The 16,786-nt window shown below is 74.3% G+C and carries 14 protein-coding genes; 12 read left to right on the top strand and 2 right to left on the bottom strand.

All coding sequences use genetic code 11. The features are described 5' to 3' along the window. The first annotated feature begins 13 nt into the window (after nt 1-13). The 4 genes from rimO to ACEZDE_RS25195 all read left to right on the top strand — a co-directional run bounded on the left by rimO (nt 14) and on the right by ACEZDE_RS25195 (nt 3,250). Nucleotides 14-1,534 (top strand): 30S ribosomal protein S12 methylthiotransferase RimO, encoded by a 1,521-nt coding sequence (gene rimO, locus ACEZDE_RS25210; RefSeq protein WP_380540103.1) that lies wholly within the window; start codon nt 14-16, stop codon nt 1,532-1,534. Then, nucleotides 1,531-2,193, top strand: a complete 663-nt coding sequence (pgsA, locus tag ACEZDE_RS25205) for a CDP-diacylglycerol--glycerol-3-phosphate 3-phosphatidyltransferase (protein ID WP_380540100.1) — start codon at nt 1,531-1,533, stop codon at nt 2,191-2,193. Before rimO ends, pgsA begins: the two co-directional genes overlap by 4 nt. After that, complete coding sequence (locus tag ACEZDE_RS25200; protein ID WP_380540097.1) at nt 2,190-2,702, top strand: CinA family protein; 513 nt, start codon at nt 2,190-2,192, stop codon at nt 2,700-2,702. Before pgsA ends, ACEZDE_RS25200 begins: the two co-directional genes overlap by 4 nt. 191 nt (nt 2,703-2,893) lie before the next feature. Further along, nucleotides 2,894-3,250 carry a helix-turn-helix domain-containing protein gene (locus tag ACEZDE_RS25195; RefSeq protein ID WP_380540094.1) on the top strand — a complete coding sequence of 119 codons (357 nt, stop codon included), beginning with the start codon at nt 2,894-2,896 and terminating at the stop codon, nt 3,248-3,250. 407 nt (nt 3,251-3,657) lie between these two features. On the opposite strand, the gene ACEZDE_RS25190 is transcribed toward ACEZDE_RS25195, so the two are convergent. Then, nucleotides 3,658-8,361, bottom strand: a complete 4,704-nt coding sequence (locus ACEZDE_RS25190; RefSeq protein WP_380540091.1) for an ATP-dependent helicase — start codon at nt 8,359-8,361, stop codon at nt 3,658-3,660. A 156-nt stretch (nt 8,362-8,517) separates the two neighbouring features. On the opposite strand from ACEZDE_RS25190, the gene ACEZDE_RS25185 reads away from it, so the two are divergent. Continuing rightward, nucleotides 8,518-10,038, top strand: a complete 1,521-nt coding sequence (locus tag ACEZDE_RS25185) for a S8 family serine peptidase (RefSeq protein ID WP_380540088.1) — start codon at nt 8,518-8,520, stop codon at nt 10,036-10,038. 9 nt (nt 10,039-10,047) lie between these two features. Here the strand turns inward: ACEZDE_RS25185 and ACEZDE_RS25180 are convergent, their stop codons facing one another. Beyond that, nucleotides 10,048-10,680: a TetR/AcrR family transcriptional regulator gene (locus ACEZDE_RS25180; RefSeq protein ID WP_380540085.1), complete on the bottom strand. Its 633-nt coding sequence runs from the start codon at nt 10,678-10,680 to the stop codon at nt 10,048-10,050. A 126-nt stretch (nt 10,681-10,806) separates the two neighbouring features. On the opposite strand from ACEZDE_RS25180, the gene ACEZDE_RS25175 reads away from it, so the two are divergent. From ACEZDE_RS25175 to recX, 7 genes are all read left to right on the top strand, one after another. Next, the gene (locus ACEZDE_RS25175; protein ID WP_380540082.1) at nt 10,807-12,405 is read left to right on the top strand and encodes an MFS transporter; all 1,599 of its coding nucleotides are present in this window, start codon (nt 10,807-10,809) and stop codon (nt 12,403-12,405) included. Nucleotides 12,406-12,456: 51 nt separating this feature from the next. Further along, a complete protein-coding gene (locus ACEZDE_RS25170; RefSeq protein ID WP_380540079.1) occupies nt 12,457-13,380 on the top strand; it encodes a helix-turn-helix transcriptional regulator in 924 nt (307 codons plus the stop codon). Continuing rightward, nucleotides 13,316-14,101, top strand: coding sequence for an AzlC family ABC transporter permease (locus ACEZDE_RS25165; RefSeq protein WP_380540076.1), 786 nt, complete (start codon nt 13,316-13,318; stop codon nt 14,099-14,101). Before ACEZDE_RS25170 ends, ACEZDE_RS25165 begins: the two co-directional genes overlap by 65 nt. Continuing rightward, nucleotides 14,098-14,403: an AzlD domain-containing protein gene (locus tag ACEZDE_RS25160; RefSeq protein ID WP_380540073.1), complete on the top strand. Its 306-nt coding sequence runs from the start codon at nt 14,098-14,100 to the stop codon at nt 14,401-14,403. Before ACEZDE_RS25165 ends, ACEZDE_RS25160 begins: the two co-directional genes overlap by 4 nt. 21 nt (nt 14,404-14,424) lie before the next feature. Further along, the gene (locus tag ACEZDE_RS25155; RefSeq protein WP_380540070.1) at nt 14,425-14,619 is read left to right on the top strand and encodes a DUF3046 domain-containing protein; all 195 of its coding nucleotides are present in this window, start codon (nt 14,425-14,427) and stop codon (nt 14,617-14,619) included. Between the two features lie 143 nt (nt 14,620-14,762). After that, nucleotides 14,763-15,950, top strand: coding sequence for a recombinase RecA (gene recA, locus ACEZDE_RS25150; RefSeq protein ID WP_380540067.1), 1,188 nt, complete (start codon nt 14,763-14,765; stop codon nt 15,948-15,950). A gap of 17 nt (nt 15,951-15,967) precedes the next feature. Then, nucleotides 15,968-16,693 (top strand): recombination regulator RecX, encoded by a 726-nt coding sequence (recX, locus tag ACEZDE_RS25145; protein ID WP_380540154.1) that lies wholly within the window; start codon nt 15,968-15,970, stop codon nt 16,691-16,693. Nucleotides 16,694-16,786: the final 93 nt, after the last annotated feature.

Genomic DNA, 16,786 nt, shown 5'->3' with positions numbered 1-16,786 from the left:
TAATCTTGGCGTCATGTCCCCACGCCGCACAGTCGCCCTTGTCACGCTCGGATGCGCCCGCAACGAGGTGGATTCCGAGGAACTCGCCGGGCGCCTGGAGGCCGACGGCTGGGAGCTGGTCGACGACGCGGCGGACGCCGACGTCGCGGTGGTGAACACCTGCGGCTTCGTCGAGGCGGCCAAGAAGGACTCGGTCGACGCCCTGCTCGAAGCCAACGACCTCAAGGGCCACGGCCGCACCCAGGCCGTGGTCGCGGTCGGCTGCATGGCCGAGCGCTACGGCAAGGAGCTGGCCGAGGCCCTGCCGGAGGCCGACGCGGTGCTCGGGTTCGACGACTACGCCGACATCACCGACCGGCTGCAGACCATCCTCTCCGGCGGCTCCCACGTCTCGCACGCCCCCCGGGACCGTCGCAAGCTGCTCCCGCTCAGCCCGGTGCAGCGCCAGCAGGCCGCCGAGGGCGGCGCGGTCGCCGTCCCCGGACACGGCGCGGCCCCCGCTCCCGAGGCCAACCCGGTGGAGACCCCGATCGCGGACCTCCCGGACGGCCTCGCCCCGGTCTCCGGACCGCGCACGCTGCGCCGCCGGCTGGACAGCAGCCCGGTCGCCTCGGTGAAGCTGGCCTCCGGCTGCGACCGCCGCTGCTCCTTCTGCGCCATCCCGGCCTTCCGCGGCTCCTTCCTCTCCCGCCGCCCCTCGGACGTGCTGAACGAGACCCGCTGGCTGGCCGAGCAGGGCGTCCGCGAGGTGATGCTGGTCAGCGAGAACAACACCTCCTACGGCAAGGACCTGGGTGACATCCGGCTGCTGGAGACGCTGCTGCCGGAGCTGGCCGCGGTCGAGGGCGTGCGCCGGATCCGGGTGAGCTACCTGCAGCCGGCCGAGATGCGCCCCGGTCTGATCGAGGCGCTGACCGGCACCCCCGGCGTGATGCCGTACTTCGACCTGTCGTTCCAGCACTCTGCGCCGAACGTGCTGCGCCGGATGCGCCGCTTCGGCGACACCGACCGCTTCCTCGCGCTGCTGGACGAGATCCGGGCCAAGGCTCCCGAGGCCGGCGCCCGCTCCAACTTCATCGTCGGCTTCCCCGGCGAGACCGAGGAGGACGTGGCCGAGCTGGAACGGTTCCTCACCCACGCCCGGCTGGACGCCATCGGCGTCTTCGGCTACTCCGACGAGGACGGCACCGAGGCCGCGACCTACGACGGCAAGCTGGACGAGGACGTGGTCGCCGAGCGGCTGGCCCGGATCAGCCGGCTGGCCGAGGAGGTCACCGCGCAGCGCGCCGAGGAGCGGGTCGGCGGCACGGTCACCGTCCTGGTCGAGTCGATCGACGAGGACGAGGACGGCTCGGTGATCGGCCGGGCCGAGCACCAGGCCCCCGAGACCGACGGCATCACCTCGTTGACCGGGTCGCTCGACGGAGTGAAGGTCGGCGACCTGGTCGAGGCCAAGGTCGTCGCCAGCGAGGGCGTCGACCTGATCGCCGAGGTCATCGGCGGGCTCGTGCCCGGAGCCGGGGTGGGCGCGTGATCCAAGGCGCCGAGGGGGGAGCCAGAGGCGCTGCCGAGCGGACCGGGGACTGGCCGGGCCCGGACCGCGCGGCGCCGAGGGCTGAGCCGAGCCTGTGGAACATCCCCAATATGCTCACCATGCTGCGGCTGCTGATCGTCCCGGTCTTCGCCGCGCTGCTGCTGGCGAACGGCGGGCACGATCCCAAGTGGCGCTCGGTGGCCTGGGCCGCGTTCGCCATCGCCATGATTACCGACCTGTTCGACGGCGAGCTGGCCCGGCGGATGGACCTGGTCAGCGACTTCGGCAAGATCGCGGACCCGATCGCGGACAAGGCGATCATGGGCACCGCGCTGGTCGCCCTGTCCGCGCTGGGCGACCTGCCGTGGTGGATGACCGTGGTGATCCTGTTCCGCGAGATCGGGATCACCCTGCTGCGGTTCTGGGTGATCCGGCACGGGGTGATCCCGGCCAGTCGCGGCGGCAAGGTCAAGACGCTGACCCAGGGCATCGCCGTGGGCATGTATGTGCTGGAACTCACAGGACCGCTGGCGACCGCCCGGTTCTGGCTGATGCTGCTGGCGGTGCTGCTGACCGTGGTGACCGGCCTCGACTACGTCCGCCAGGCCGTGACGCTGCGCCGGGCCGGGCTGGCCCGGGAGCGGGCCGCGGCCTCGTGAGCGGCCCGGACGGCACCCCGCCGGGCGCGGGCGAGGTGCTGGACGCGCTGGTGCGGGCCGGGGCGACGGTGGCCGTCGCCGAGTCGCTGACCGGCGGGCTGCTGGCGGCCGAGTTCGTCGCCGTGCCCGGCGCCTCGCGGGCGTTCCGGGGCTCGGTCACCGCCTACGCCACCGAGCTGAAGGGCACGGTGCTGGGCGTGGACGCCGCCCTGCTGGCGGCGAAGGGCGCGGTGGATCCGCAGGTCGCCGCGGAGATGGCGGAGGGCGTGCGGCGGCTGATGGGCGCCGACTACGGCGTCGGCACCACCGGCGTGGCCGGTCCCGATCCGCAGGACGGGCAGCCGGTGGGCACCGTGTACGTGGCCGTGGCCGGACCTGAGGGAGTATTCGGCACTTCGCTCCGGTTGTCACAGGGGCGTGCCACAATCCGACGCAGAACCGTGGAAGCCGCCCTGGGACTGCTCGGTGAGGTGTTGGATTCAAGCAGAACTCAAGGTCCGGAGGGTTAGCCGGGGTGGTCCCACCGGGAATAGGACAAGTGAAGGACCGCGAAGTTCGAGCGGCCATACCGCGAACAGGAGGGGAGGGGCCATGGATACAGCCCAGAGTGAACACGACCGGGCTCCCCGCACGCGACGCGAGCCAAGCGGTACGGTGGGGCAGTGACGTTCCGAGCCGCGGTCCAAGGAGGGAGCCACCGATGATCCTGCTCCGTCGTCTGTTGGGAGACGTGCTGCGTCGGCAGCGCCAGCGCCAGGGCCGCACCCTGCGCGAGGTCTCTGCTGCTGCGCGAGTGTCCCTCGGCTACCTGTCCGAGGTGGAACGCGGCCAGAAGGAAGCGTCCTCCGAGCTGCTGTCCGCCATCTGCGACGCCTTGGACGTGCGGATGTCCGAGGTGATGCGCGAGGTCAGCGACGAACTGTCGCTCGCCGAGCTGGCCGCCGGGGAGTCTGTACGCCCGGTCCTGGTCGAACCGGTCCCGGTGCCCGCGGGTGCCTCCGACCGCATGCCCACGCTGGTGCCCAAGGCCAGTGCGATGGATGTCGTCGCGGCCTGACCGCCGCGATCCCGGTGCGCCGGTGCCTGCCCCTCCGGGGGTGGACCCCGGCGCATTGCTGTGTCCGCACGCCCCGCGCTCGGTCTCGTACGCCAGGCGGAGTTTGTCGATAAATGGCTAGCATGGAATTTCTGTCCCCGGACGAGGCAGGCGGTGCGGCATGCTCCAGATACTCCGAGGATTCCGGATACCCCGGCGCAGCCCGCTCGGCTGGGCGCTCGCGCTGCTGGTCACCCTGGGCTGCTGGGGGGCGCTGTTCGCCGGGATGCTGGACACCAGGGGCGGGGTCGGGCTGATGTTCGCCGGGGGGTGGACGCTGAGCCTGCTGCCGGTGCACAGCGCCCGTTTCCGGCCCCGCTCGGCCCGGGGCGAGAGGCCCGCGCCGGTGGCGCCGTCCCGGACGGCCGCTAGGACCGAAGCCGTAGTCCGCGGGTGGTGGGATGGAATCCAGCGCTCTCGAAAGGAGCGCTGAGCGGGGAGGTCAGCGCGGCCTCGCCGTTGATCCGCTCCACGGTCAGATCCGGCAGCGCGCCCTCGTGCAGCGCCCGGGTCAGCGCCTCGGCCGCGAGGCGTAGGCCGTCCTGGTCGGGGGCCCAGGAGAGCAGGGACTTGCCGCCGCGCTCCAGGTAGACCGCCAGCTCGCCGTCCAGCAGTACCACCAGGGAGCCGGCCTTGCGGCCCGGACGGTGCCCGGTGGAGGGCCCGGACGGGGCCTCCGGCCAGGGCAGGGCCGCGCCGTAGGCGTTGGCCGGGTCGGCGGCGGCCAGCACCACGGCCACCGGGCCGCCGTCGCCCGCCGGGCCGCCGCGCTCGGCGGCGTTGTGGACGGCGCGGAGCCGGTCGATCGCGCCGTCGGTGGCGAACTGGGCCGCGCCCAGGCCCTCGACCACGTAGCCGCGCCGGGTCCGCCCGTTCTCCTCGAAGGCGGTCAGCACCCGGTAGACCCCGGCGAAGCCGCCGGGCGCGCGCTCGGCCTGGACCGCGCCTCTGGTCACCACGCCGTGCCGGTCCAGCAGGGTCTGCGCCAGCGCGCGCGCCCGCTGGGTCGGGTCGTTCAGCGGGAGCGGCAGCAGCGACCAGCGCCCGGCCGTGGTCGGCGGCGCCCCGGTGCGCGCGGCCGGGCGGCTGCCGCCGTAGCGGGCGCGCGGGGTGGACCGGGGCGCCCGGTGCGCGGTGGCGCCCGCGGTACGGCCGGAGCCGAGCAGCGAGCGCAGCGGGGCCAGGGTGTCATTGGTGAGGTGGCCGGCCCAGGCCAGGTCCCACAGCGCGGTGGCCAGCTCGGCCGGGGCGGCGGTCAGGCCCTGCTGGGCGACCTGGTCCGCGATCTGCCGGAAGAACAGGCCGTAGCCGGGCGCCAGCGCCGCGAGCACGGCCCGGTGCAGCGGCGACTGCTCCAGCGGAAGCGCGGCCGGGAGCAGCAGCGGGGCCGAGTCGGCCGGGCAGAGCGTGATCCAGCCGTCCTTCCCGGCCAGCGCGCCCGCGCCGGACCAGAGCACCTCGCCGGAGGCGGTCAGCTCGTCCAGCATCGCCGGGTGGTAGTCGGCGACCCGGGACGGCAGCACCATTCGCTCCAGCGCCGAGGCGGGCACCAGCGCCCCCTGCAGCTGCTCGACCGCGCGCAGCAGCCCGTCCACGCCGCGCAGCCGGTGCGCGCCCAGGTGCTGCCACTGCGGCAGGAAGGCGGCCAGGGCGCGCGGCGGCACCGGCTCCACCTCGTGCCGCAGCGCGGCCAGCGAGCGCCGCCGCAGCCGCCGCAGCACCTCGGCGTCGCACCACTCCGGGCCGGCGCCGCCGGGCCGGAACTCGCCCTGGACCACCCGTCCGGTCCCGGCCAGCCGTTGCAGGGTGCCCAGCACCACGGCCGGGCCGAGCCCGAACCTGGCCGCGGTGTCGGCCACGGTGAACGGGCCGCGGGTACGGGCGTGCCGGGCCAGCAGGTCGCCGAGGGGGTCCTTGACCGGCTCGGTGAAGGCCTCCGGGACGCCCACCGGCAGGGGGGCGCCCAAGGCGTCGCGGAGCCGTCCGGCGTCCTCGATCGCGGCCCAGCGCCGCTCGCCGGCGATCCGGACCGCGATGATCCGGCGGGCCGCCTCCAGCTCGGCGGGCCAGGCCGGGTCGCAGCCGCGTACGGCCAGCTCGTCCGGGCTGAGCGGGCCGAGCAGCCGGAGCGCGTCGGCCACGCCCTCGGCGTCCCTGATCCGGCGCTCGGGGGTGAGCCGTCGCAGCTCGGCGTCCAGCTCCTCCAGCACGGCGGGGTCGAGCAGTTCGCGCAGCTCGGCCTGGCCGAGCAGTTCGGCCAGCAGCCGGGAGTCCAGCGCCAGGGCGGCGGCCCGGCGCTCGGCGAGCGGGGAGTCGCCCTCGTAGAGGAACTGGGCGACGTAGCCGAACAGCAGCGAGCGGGCGAAGGGGGAGGGCTCGGGGGTGGTGACCTCGACCAGCCGGACCCGGCGGGACTCGATGTCGCCCATCAGCTCGACCAGCCCGGGCACGTCGAAGACGTCCTGCAGGCACTCCCTGACCGCTTCGAGGACGATCGGGAACGAGCCGAACTCGCTGGCGACCTGCAGCAGTTGGGCCGATCGCTGGCGCTGCTGCCAGAGCGGGGTGCGGCGGCCGGGGCTGCGTCGGGGGAGCAGTAGGGCACGGGCGGCGCACTCGCGGAACCGGGAGGCGAACAGTGCGGAGCCGCCGACCTGGTCGGTGACGGTCTGTTCGATGCTGCCGGAGTCGAAGACGGTGGCGTCCGCGCCGATCGGGGCGTCGTCGGCGGCCGTGAGCGGCGCGTCGGGGTTGGCGTCGGGGTCGGGGAAGTCCAGCAGGTCGGCGTCGGGCAGGCGCAGCACGATGCCGTCGTCGGCGTGCATCACCTGGGCGTCCAGGCCGTGCTTCTCGGACAGCCTGGCCCCCAGCGCCAGCGCCCAGGGGGCGTGCACCTGGGCGCCGAAGGGGGAGTGCACCACGATCCGCCAGTCGCCCAGCTCGTCCCTGAACCGCTCGACCACGATGGTGCGGTCGTCCGGGAGGTGCCCGGTGGCCTTGCGTTGCTCGGCCAGGTAGGAGAGCAGGTTGGCGGCGGCCCAGTCGTCGAGGCCGGCCCGGTGCAGCCGGGCGGTGGCGTCCTCGGGGGTCAGCCCGCCCAGCTCGCGCAGGAAGGCGCCGACGGCGCGGCCCAGCTCCAGCGGGCGGCCGAGCGAGTCGCCGTGCCAGAACGGCAGCTTGCCGGGGATGCCGGGGGCGGGGGAGACCAGCACCTGGTCGTGGGTGATGTCCTCGATCCGCCAGGAGGAGGTGCCCAGCGTGAAGACGTCGCCGACCCGCGACTCGTACACCATCTCCTCGTCCAGTTCGCCCACCCGTCGCCCGCCGCCACCCTTCTGAGGAAACGCTGCGCGTTCCCCCTCCCCCTTGCCTCCCCCCCTCTTCGGGTCCTGACCGGCCAGGAAGACGCCGAACAGGCCGCGGTCCGGGATCGTCCCGCCGGAGGTGACGGCGAGCCGCTGGGCGCCGGGGCGGCCGGTGACTGTGCTGGCCACGCGGTCCCAGACCACCCGCGGGCGCAGCTCGGCGAAGGCGTCGGACGGGTAGCGCCCGGCCAGCATGTCCAGCACCGCCTCGTACGCGGACTGCGGCAGCGCGGCGAACGGCGCGGCCCGGCGGACCAGCGCCAGCAGCTCGTCCACGTCCCAGGCGTCCATCGCGGTGATCGCGACGATCTGCTGGGCCAGCACGTCCAGCGGGTTGCGCGGGATCCGGAGCGACTCGATCGCGCCACCGCGCATCCGCTCCACCACCACCGCGGCCTGCACCAGGTCACCGCGGTACTTGGGGAAGACCACGCCGGTGGACACCGCCCCGACCTGGTGCCCGGCCCGGCCGACCCGTTGCAGCCCGGAGGCGACCGAGGGCGGTGACTCGACCTGGACCACCAGGTCCACCGCGCCCATGTCGATGCCCAGCTCCAGGCTGGAGGTGGCGACCACGGCCGGGAGCAGGCCGGACTTGAGCTGCTCCTCGACGTCGGCGCGCTGCTCCTTGGAGACCGAGCCGTGGTGCGCCCGGGCCAGCACCGGCGGGGCTGCCTTGTTCACCCCCGCCTGGGCCATCAGCTTCGCCGGAGCATGTACGTCGGCCAGAGGCTCGCCGGTGGTGCGCTCGTGGGCGATCTCGTTCAGCCGCCCGCACAGCCGTTCGGCAAGTCGGCGGGAGTTGGCGAAGACGATGGTGGAGCGGTGCGCCTGGACCAGGTCGGTGATCCGCTCCTCGACGTGCGGCCAGATCGAGGTGTTCTGCTCCGGCTCCTCGGTGCCCGGCCTGCCGCCGGACAGCTCGCCCAGGTCCTCGACCGGGACCACCACCGACAGGTCGAACCGCTTCTCCGAGGGCGGTTGAACGATCGTCACCTTGCGCTGCGGCGACAGGAATCGGGCCACCTCGTCCACCGGCCGGACGGTCGCGGACAGCCCGATCCGCCGGGCCGGGACCGGCAGCAGCTGGTCCAGGCGCTCCAGGGTGAGCGCCAGGTGCGCGCCGCGCTTGGTCCCGGCGACGGCGTGCACCTCGTCCAGGATCACCGTCTCCACCCCGCGCAGCGCCTCGCGGGCGGCCGAGGTGAGGATCAGGAACAGCGACTCGGGGGTGGTGATCAGGATGTCCGGCGGGTGGGTGGCGAAGCGCCGCCGCTCGGACGGAGGAGTGTCGCCCGAACGGATGCCGACCTCGATCTCCGGTTCGGGCAGCCCGAGCCGCTGCGCCGCCTGCCGCAGCCCCGCCAGCGGGGACCGCAGGTTCCGCTGCACGTCGACGGCCAGGGCCTTCAGCGGGGAGACGTAGAGGACCCGGCAGCGCTTGCGGGTCTCCGTGGGCGGCGGGGTGACCGAGAGCCGGTCCAGCGCGGAGAGGAAGGCCGCGAGGGTCTTCCCGGAGCCGGTGGGGGCGACCACCAGGACGTCCGAGCCCTCGGCGATGGCCTTCCAGGCCCCCGCCTGAGCGGTGGTGGGGGCCTGGAAGGCCCCGGTGAACCAGTCCCGCGCGGGCGCGCCGAAGCCGGCCAGCGGGTCGTCCCCGGCGGGACTGCCGTTGGCGGCGGACGGTGGGCTCGTGGAACCGGCCATGTCCTCATGGTGCACCGCGCCACTGACAAGTCCGCGGGAGCGGGTCCGGGCGGGTCCGGAGGAGTCCGCGCAGGCGTGATCAGAAATCCACTCATATCGTATGAATACTTCCGTATCCATCCCTGGGCGGAGGCTTTCCGAGCGGTGGAGGCATCGGTGCGGCGGACGACCAGTGCGGGTTCCGGTCCTGGCCGCTCCGGACTGGTGCTGCGCTGCGGCGTGGTCCTGGGCCTGGCGGCGCTGCTGCTCGGCGGCGAGGTGCCGTTCGACAGCGGCGCGTCCGCGCTGACGCTCAGTTACCTGGTGGTGGGCCGGGTGGACGGGCCCGGCGGGGTGCCGGCCGCCGAGGACGCGGTGCGGCAGGCGGGCGGACGGGTGGTGCACGCGTACCCGCAGATCGGCACGGTGCTGGCGTACAGCTCGGACGCGGGATTCGCCGGACTGGCCCGCAGTGCCCCCGATGTGGCCGCGGTCGGCGCGACCAGGACCGCGCCGATGAGCGACTCCGGCTCGGACGCCGACGCCGCGGGCGCGGCGGTCCCGGCCGCGGCGGCCCGGGTGCCGGGGCAGGACGCCCGGCCCGCCCAGGCCGCGCCGGAGTCCCGCGCCGAGGACGACACCCCGCCCGCGCCCGACCCGGGCGGCCGGGCCCAGTGGAACCTGCGGATGATGGGCCCCGCCGCGGGCGCCCGGCTGCCGGCGCTGAAGGACGTGGTGGTCGCGGTGCTCGACTCCGGGGTCGACGACACCCACCCGGACCTGCGCACCGCCGTCGATCCGGCCCGCTCCGCCTCCTGCGCCACCGGCGTCCCCGACCCCACCCCCGGCGCCTGGCGGCCGGACCCCGACGTGGGCGAGAGCGGCCACGGGACGCACGTCAGCGGCATCATCGCGGCGGACCGGGTCGGCGACGGGGTGGCCGGAGTGGCCCCCGGCGCGCGGATCGCGGCCGTCCGGCTGCTCGGATCGGCCGGGCAGTACTACACCGAGAACATGGTCTGCGGCTTCCTCTGGGCGGCCGACCACGGCGCCCGGGTGATCAACGACAGCTACTTCGCCGACCCCTGGAAGTACAACTGCCCGAACGACCCGGACCAGGCCGCGCTCACCGTCGCGGTCGGCCGCGCGGTCGCCTACGCGCAGCGGAAGGGCGCCCTGGTGGTCGCCTCGGCCGGGAACGACGCCCAGGACCTGGCCGGTGCGCGGACCGACGACCGCAGCCCCAACGACCGGGTGGTGGGCGCCCCGCCGCTCAGCAGGCGGCTCGGCCCGGACTGCATCCGGCTGCCCGGCGGCCTGCCCGGCGTGCTGGACGTCAGCGCGGTGGACGCCGACGGCAGCCTGTCCGGCTACTCCAACTGGGGCAAGGGCCAAGTGCAGTTGGCCGGCCCCGGCGGCGACCCGGACGGCGGGCCGGCCCAGGCCGTGGTCTCCGACTGGCCGGGCGGCGGTTACGCGGCCCTGGCCGGGACGTCGATGTCGGCCGCCGCGGTCAGCGGCGCCGCCGCGGTGGAGGCCGCCCGGCACCCCGGCGACACCGGCGCGGAGCTGGCCCAGCGGCTGGAACGGGACGCGCTGCCCGAGGACTGCCCGTCCGGACGGGTCGGCGGCGCGGGCTGCCCAGGGGCGGCGTACTACGGCTACGGGCTGGTGGAGCTCCCGCTGACGGACCGTTGAGCGCGCCGCTCAGCTGCCGCCGGGGCTCCCGACCACGTCGCGGAAGTAGGCCAGCAGCGCCCGGACGATCTCGTCCTCCATGGCCGGCAGCTCCTCCGGCGAGGCGCCGATGACCAGCGGCAGCGAGCCCTTGAACAGGTAGACCGAGACCTCGGCGGCGCGGCGCAGGTCGGCCTCGGGCAGTCCCGGCGCCAGCAGGCGGATCAGGTCGGCCACCCCGGCCAGCATCGAGGCGTGCAGCGGCTCGTGCATGTCGGCCAGACGCTGCGGGATGCCGGGGCCCATGAACAGCACCGGGCAGGCCGGGTTCTCCCGGTGGAACCGGAGTATCGGCCGGAGCACCCGGGGGAGCAGCTCGTCCAGCGGCAGCGCGGCCGGGTCCGGGACCGCGAGCAGGCCCCGCAACTCGACCAGCTGCTCGGCGAACCGGCCGGCCAGGGCGTCGGCCATGGCGTCCTTGTTGGGGAAGTACTGGTACAGCGTGCCGGGGGAGACCCCGGCCCTGGCGGCGATGGCGTTGGTGGTGGTGGCGGAGTAGCCGGACTCGGCGAACACCTGCCCGGCGGCGTCGAGCAGTTCGGCCATCCGCCGCTCGCCCCGCGCCTGCCGCCGCTTCGGTGCGGCCGCTGCCTGCTGTGCCATCCCTGCCTCCGTTGTGCTGATCCGCCCCAAGTCTAGGTGCGTTGACTAATGCGAGCAAAGACTCGTATTGTCAGCCAGAGAAAGCGAGCAATCGCTCGCATTTAAGCCTTCGCCTAGGGGACAGCCATGTCTGCCGTCGTCGAAACCGCCTCCGTTCCGGACGGGACCGCCGCCGATCCGGCGCCCGGCGCCCACCGCTGGTGGACCCTCGGGATCGTCTCGATCGCCACCTTCATGCTGATGCTCGACCTCACCGTGGTGAACGTCGCGCTGCCCGACCTGCGCACCTCGCTGCACGCCGGCTTCTCCGACCTGCAGTGGGTGCTCGACGCCTACGCCCTCACCCTCGCGGTCTTCCTGCTCACCGGCGGCTCGCTGGCCGACCGGCTCGGCCGCAAGCGGGTGTTCACGGCCGGATTCGCGATCTTCACCCTCGCCTCGCTGGCGGCCGGGGCCGCGCCCGGCATCCTGGCACTCAACCTCGCCCGCGGCGCCCAGGGCGTCGGCGCGGCCGTGCTGTTCGCGGTCGGCCCGGCGCTGCTCGGCCAGGAGTTCCGCGGCAAGGACCGGGCCACCGCCTTCGGCGTCTTCGGCGGGGTGGCCGGCCTGGCCATCGCCTTCGGCCCGCTGATCGGCGGCGGCCTCACCGACGGGCTCAGCTGGCGCTGGATCTTCCTGGTCAATGTGCCGATCGGGATCGCCGCCATGGTCCTCGGTCTGCTGCGGCTGCGCGAGTCCACCGAACCGGGCGCGCACCGGGTGGACTGGCCCGGCCTGGCGGTGTTCTCGGCCGCGCTGACCCTGCTGGTGCTGGGCTTCCTGCGGGGCGAGGCGGAGGGCTGGACCAGCCCGCCGATCCTCGGCATGTTCGCCGGCTCGGTGCTGCTGCTGGCGCTGTTCGTGCGGGTCGAACGGCGGGCCGGGGCCGACGCGATGCTCGACCTGTCGCTGTTCCGGATCCGGACCTTCAACGGCGTCTCCGCCGCCACCCTGCTCGGCAACGCGGCCGGGATGTCGGCGATCTTCCTCCAGGTCTCCTACGTGCAGAACGTGCTCGGCTACTCGCCCTGGGCGGCCGGGCTGCGGTTCCTGCCGATGACGCTGACCCTGTTCGTGGTCGCCGCGGTCACCGGCAGCCTCACCGTCGCGGTCCCGCCGCGGATCCTGGTCGGCACCGCGCTCTCGCTGATGGCAGTCGGTCTCGGCCTGGTCGCCCTGGTCGACGTGCACAGCTCCTGGACCGCGCTGCTGCCCAGCATGCTGGTGACCGGCGCCGGGATGGGCATGTTCAACCCGCCCCGGGCCTCGCTGTCCATCGCCGTGGTCGAACCGGGACGCGCCGGGATGGCGGCCGGGATGGGCGAGACCTTCCAGCAGGTCGGGATCGCCATCGGGATCGCCGGCTTCGGCGCCCTGTTCCAGCACCGGGTGGTCGCCGCCTTCGCCGCCTCCCCGGCCGGCAGCGCGCTGGGCCCGCAGGCGCACACCTTCGGCCAAGGCGTCGCGGCGGGCGCCGGCGACCAGCTCGCCCGCACCCTGCCCAGCGGCGTCGCCCAGCCGGTCGCCGAGGCCGCCAGGACCGCGTTCGTGCACGGCCTCGACCAGGTGCTGCTCTACTGCGGCGCGGTCGCCGCCGTCGCCGCGCTGATCGCCTTCGCCCTGATCCGGCGCAGCGACCTGCACGAGAGCGCGCTCGCCGGGGCGGAGAACGCCCCGGTGGACTGACCCCGCGCCGGACCGGGGCGGGGTGCGAGGATGGGCGCACGGGAGGCCGCCATGACCGAGGAACGCGCGTACTACTGGACCCATCCGGCTCTGCCCGAGGTCGACCTGCTGGACGCCCACTACGTCCGGCACAACTTCGGCAAGCACACCCACGACGGCTATGTGATCGCCGCGATCACCGAGGGCGTCGAGTCGTTCCACCACCGCGGCACGGTGGAGACCGCGGTCGCGGGCAGCCTCGCCCTGGTCGACCCGGACACCCTGCACACCGGCCACGCCGGGCACCCCGGCGGCTGGTCCTACCAGGTGCTCTACCCGAGCACAGCCAGTGTCGCCCAGGTCGCCGCGGAGATCGGCGCCCCGGGCGGCACCCCCGCCTTCCGCGCGGCCGTCGCCGTGGACGACGAGCTGTCCCGGCTGGTCTGCCGGGTGCACCTGGCCGCCGGGCAGAACCAGGGCCTCGCCGCCAGCACCCTGCTCCGGCTCACCCTGGCCCGCGCGGTCCGGCTGCACACCAGCGCCCGCGGCCCGGACGCGCCCCCGGCCGCGGCCGGCCGCGAGGCCGCCCGCAGGGCCCGCGACCTGATCGCCGCCGACCTCACCGACCCGCCGACCCTGGAGCGGCTCGCCGCGCTGGTCGGCTCGGCCCCGTTCCCGCTGCTCCGGGCCTTCCGCGCAGCCTACGGGCTGCCGCCGCACGCCTGGCTCACCCAGCGCCGGGTCAACACGGCCCGCAGGCTGCTGGACGCGGGCGCGATGCCGGCCGAGGTGGCCGCCGCGGTCGGCTTCGTGGACCAGGCCCACCTCACCCGGCACTTCCGACGGATCGTCGGGGTGCCGCCGGGCGCGTACCGCAGCGGTCGCAAGAACGTACAAGACCCGGTGCCGGCGACTGCGCCAGCATGGCCGGATGACAGCACCGCACCGGGCGGACTCCGCCCCGGGCCCCGTCCCGACCTCCGGCCGAGCCGCTGACCCGGCGACGGCCGCAGCGCGGGCCCGCCCCGACGCCGCCGTGGTGCGTGACGCGCTCGGGGTCGGGCTGGCCGTGGGCGCGTCCGGCCTCGCCTTCGGCATCGCCGGGGCCACCGCGCACCTGACGCTCTGGCAGACCTGCGCGCTCAGCTTGCTGGTCTTCACCGGCGCCTCGCAGTTCGCGCTGGTCGGAGCACTCGCCGCCGGGGCCGCCCCGCTCGCGGCCGTCGCCGGGGCGCTGTTCCTCGGCGTCCGCAACTGCCTCTACGGGCTGCGGCTCGGCCCCCGGCTGCGACTCCCGCGCCGACTGCGGCCGTTCGCCGCGCAGATCGTGATCGACGAGACCACGGCGGTCACCCTGGTGCAGCCGGACCAGCGCTCCGCCCGGATCGGGTTCGGGGTCACCGGGGGCAGCCTCTACCTGGTCTGGAACCTGTCCACGCTCGGCGGCGCGCTGGGCGCGGGCGCGCTCGGCGACCCGTCCCGCTACGGCCTGGACGCGGCCGGGCCCGCGGTGTTCCTGGCCCTGCTGTGGCCCCGGCTGCGCGAGGGCGGCGAGGAGCGCTCGGTCGCGCTGCTGGGCGCGCTGCTCGCGCTGGCCGCCGTCCCGCTGCTCCCGGCCGGGGTGCCGGTGCTGCTCGCGGTCCTGGCCGTGCCGGCGGTCGCGCTGCTGGGCCGGGCCCGTAAGGGCGGGGCCGGGAAGGGCGGTGACGGGGCGTGAGCGTCTGGAGCGCGGTGCTGCTCACCGCCGCCGGCTGCTACCTCTGCAAACTGCTGGGGCTCTCGGTCCCGGCCGGGCTGCTGGACCGGCCCGCGGTACGGCGGTTCGCCGCGCTCGCGCCGGTCGCCCTGCTGGCCGCGCTGACCGCGCTGCAGACCTTCGGCCACGGCGTGCACGGGCTCGGGGTGGACCCGAGGGCGGCCGGCCTCGCCGCCGCCGGGGCGGCGCTCTGGTGCCGGGCGCCGTTCCTGGCGGTGGTGCTGGTCGCGGTGGTCGTCACCGCGCTGGTCCGACTGCTCTGACGGCGCGTGATACTGGGTGCCATGCGGCTGACGGAGTTCTGGAACAGGATGAACGCCCACTTCGGGGCGGTGTACGCGGACAGCTTCGCGCGGGACCACGTGATGACCGAGCTGGGCGGCCGGACCGTGCACCAGGCCCTGGAGGCCGGGTGGGACGCCAAGGAGGTGTGGCGGGCGGTGTGCTCCGCGATGGACGTGCCCGCGTCGGCGCGCTGAGCACACTATCGAACTGATGTTCTCTATAGTGGGATGCGGCGGGTTATCCACAGCCTTCGGTCCGGACGGCGTCCGATTGTCAGTGGTGCGCGCTAGCGTCTTCGGTGATGAAGCGCTCAGCACAGACCCCCAGGACGGAATCCATGGCAGCGAATGACCGCGAGCGGGCCCTCGAGACCGCGCTCGCCCAGATTGAACGGCAGTTCGGCAAGGGCTCCGTCATGCGCCTCGGCGACGAGGTCCGCGCCCCGATCGAGGTCATCCCGACCGGCTCGATCGCGCTGGACATCGCCCTCGGCGTCGGCGGCCTGCCGCGCGGCCGGGTGGTCGAGGTGTACGGGCCGGAGTCCTCCGGCAAGACCACGCTCACCCTGCACGCGGTGGCGAACGCGCAGAAGGCCGGCGGCATCGTCGCCTTCATCGACGCCGAGCACGCGCTCGACCCCGACTACGCCAAGAAGCTCGGCGTGGACATCGAGAACCTGCTGATCTCCCAGCCGGACACCGGCGAGCAGGCGCTGGAGATCACCGACATGCTGATCCGCTCCGGCGCGGTCGACCTGATCGTGATCGACTCGGTGGCGGCGCTGGTGCCCCGCGCCGAGATCGAGGGCGAGATGGGCGACTCCCACGTCGGCCTGCAGGCCCGGCTGATGAGCCAGGCGCTGCGCAAGATCACCGGCGCGCTGAACCAGTCCAAGACCACCGCGATCTTCATCAACCAGCTCCGCGAGAAGGTCGGCGTGATGTTCGGCTCGCCGGAGACCACCACCGGTGGCCGGGCGCTGAAGTTCTACGCCTCGGTCCGGCTGGACATCCGCCGGATCGAGACGCTGAAGGACGGCACCGAGGCGGTCGGCAACCGGACCCGGGTCAAGGTGGTCAAGAACAAGGTGGCCTCGCCGTTCAAGCAGGCCGAGTTCGACATCATCTACGGCCAGGGCATCAGCCGCGAGGGCGGCCTGATCGACATGGGCGTGGAGCAGGGCTTCGTGCGCAAGGCCGGCGCCTGGTACACCTACGAGGGCGACCAGCTCGGCCAGGGCAAGGAGAACGCCCGCAACTTCCTCCGCGACAACCCGGAGCTGGCGGACGAGATCGAGAACAAGATCAAGGAGAAGCTCGGCGTCGGGCCGCGCAAGGTCGAGGGCGCCGCGCCCGCGGTCAAGGAGATCACCCCGGTGGTGAAGTCGGTGACCACCAAGGCCAGCAAGGCCAGGGCGGAGAAGGCCGCCGCCGCCGCGGCGGCTCCGGCGGAGCCCGCGGTGACCGTGCCGGCCCCGGCCGCCCCGGTGACACCGGAGCCGGTGGCCGCTGCGGCCAAGTCCTGACCGTGCCACCGGAAACCGTGCCCGAACGCGAGGCCTGGGGGCCGCTCGACTGGTCGGTCAACGGCGTCGGCGGGGAGGGGGTCGACCTCCTCCCCGCCGACCCCGAGCCGGGCTCCGGCCTTGAGCAGGGCTTTGACCTGGAGCTCGACCCGGATTCGGACCCTGAGCCCGGGCCCGGGCGTCGGCCCCGGTCGGCAGGGGAGCCGCGCGAGCAGGCTCCGGAGGAGCCGAGGGATCCGGTGGTCCAGGCCAAGGCGCTGTGCCTGCGCCTGCTCACCGGCTCGTCGAAGACCCGCAAGCAGCTCGCCGACGCGATGCGCAAGCGCGAGATCCCGGACGAGGCCGCCGAGGAGGTGCTCTCCCGCTTCGAGGAGGTCGGGCTGATCGACGACGCCGCCTTCGCCGACGCCTGGGTGGAGTCCCGTCACCGCGGGCGCGGCCTGGCCCGCCGCGCGCTGGCGATGGAGCTGCGCAGCCGGGGCGTCGACCACGCCGTGGTGGCCGAGGCGGTGCAGCGGCTCGACCCGGAGCAGGAGACCGACACGGCCCGGGAGCTGGTCCGGCGCAAGCTGCGTTCGACCAGCGGCCTGGACCGGCAGGTCCGGCTCCGTCGGCTGGCCGGGATGCTGGCCCGGCGCGGCTATCCGGAGGGCCTGGCCCTGCGGGTGGTCCGGGAGGCGCTGGACGCCGAGCGCGCGGGGGACGGAGCAGACGAACCGGGCGGGGACTTCTGGGAGGACTGAGAGTGAAGGTAGGGGCAAGAAGTCAAGGAGGAGATGTGAATGGGCTGATGATGAACAGTCAGGTTCGATCGCTATCTTGACCGTTTCGTAACC

This window comes from Streptacidiphilus cavernicola (genome assembly GCF_042510955.1).
Lineage (GTDB): Bacteria > Actinomycetota > Actinomycetes > Streptomycetales > Streptomycetaceae > Streptacidiphilus > Streptacidiphilus cavernicola.
This window is presented reverse-complemented; position numbering and strand designations above follow the sequence as displayed.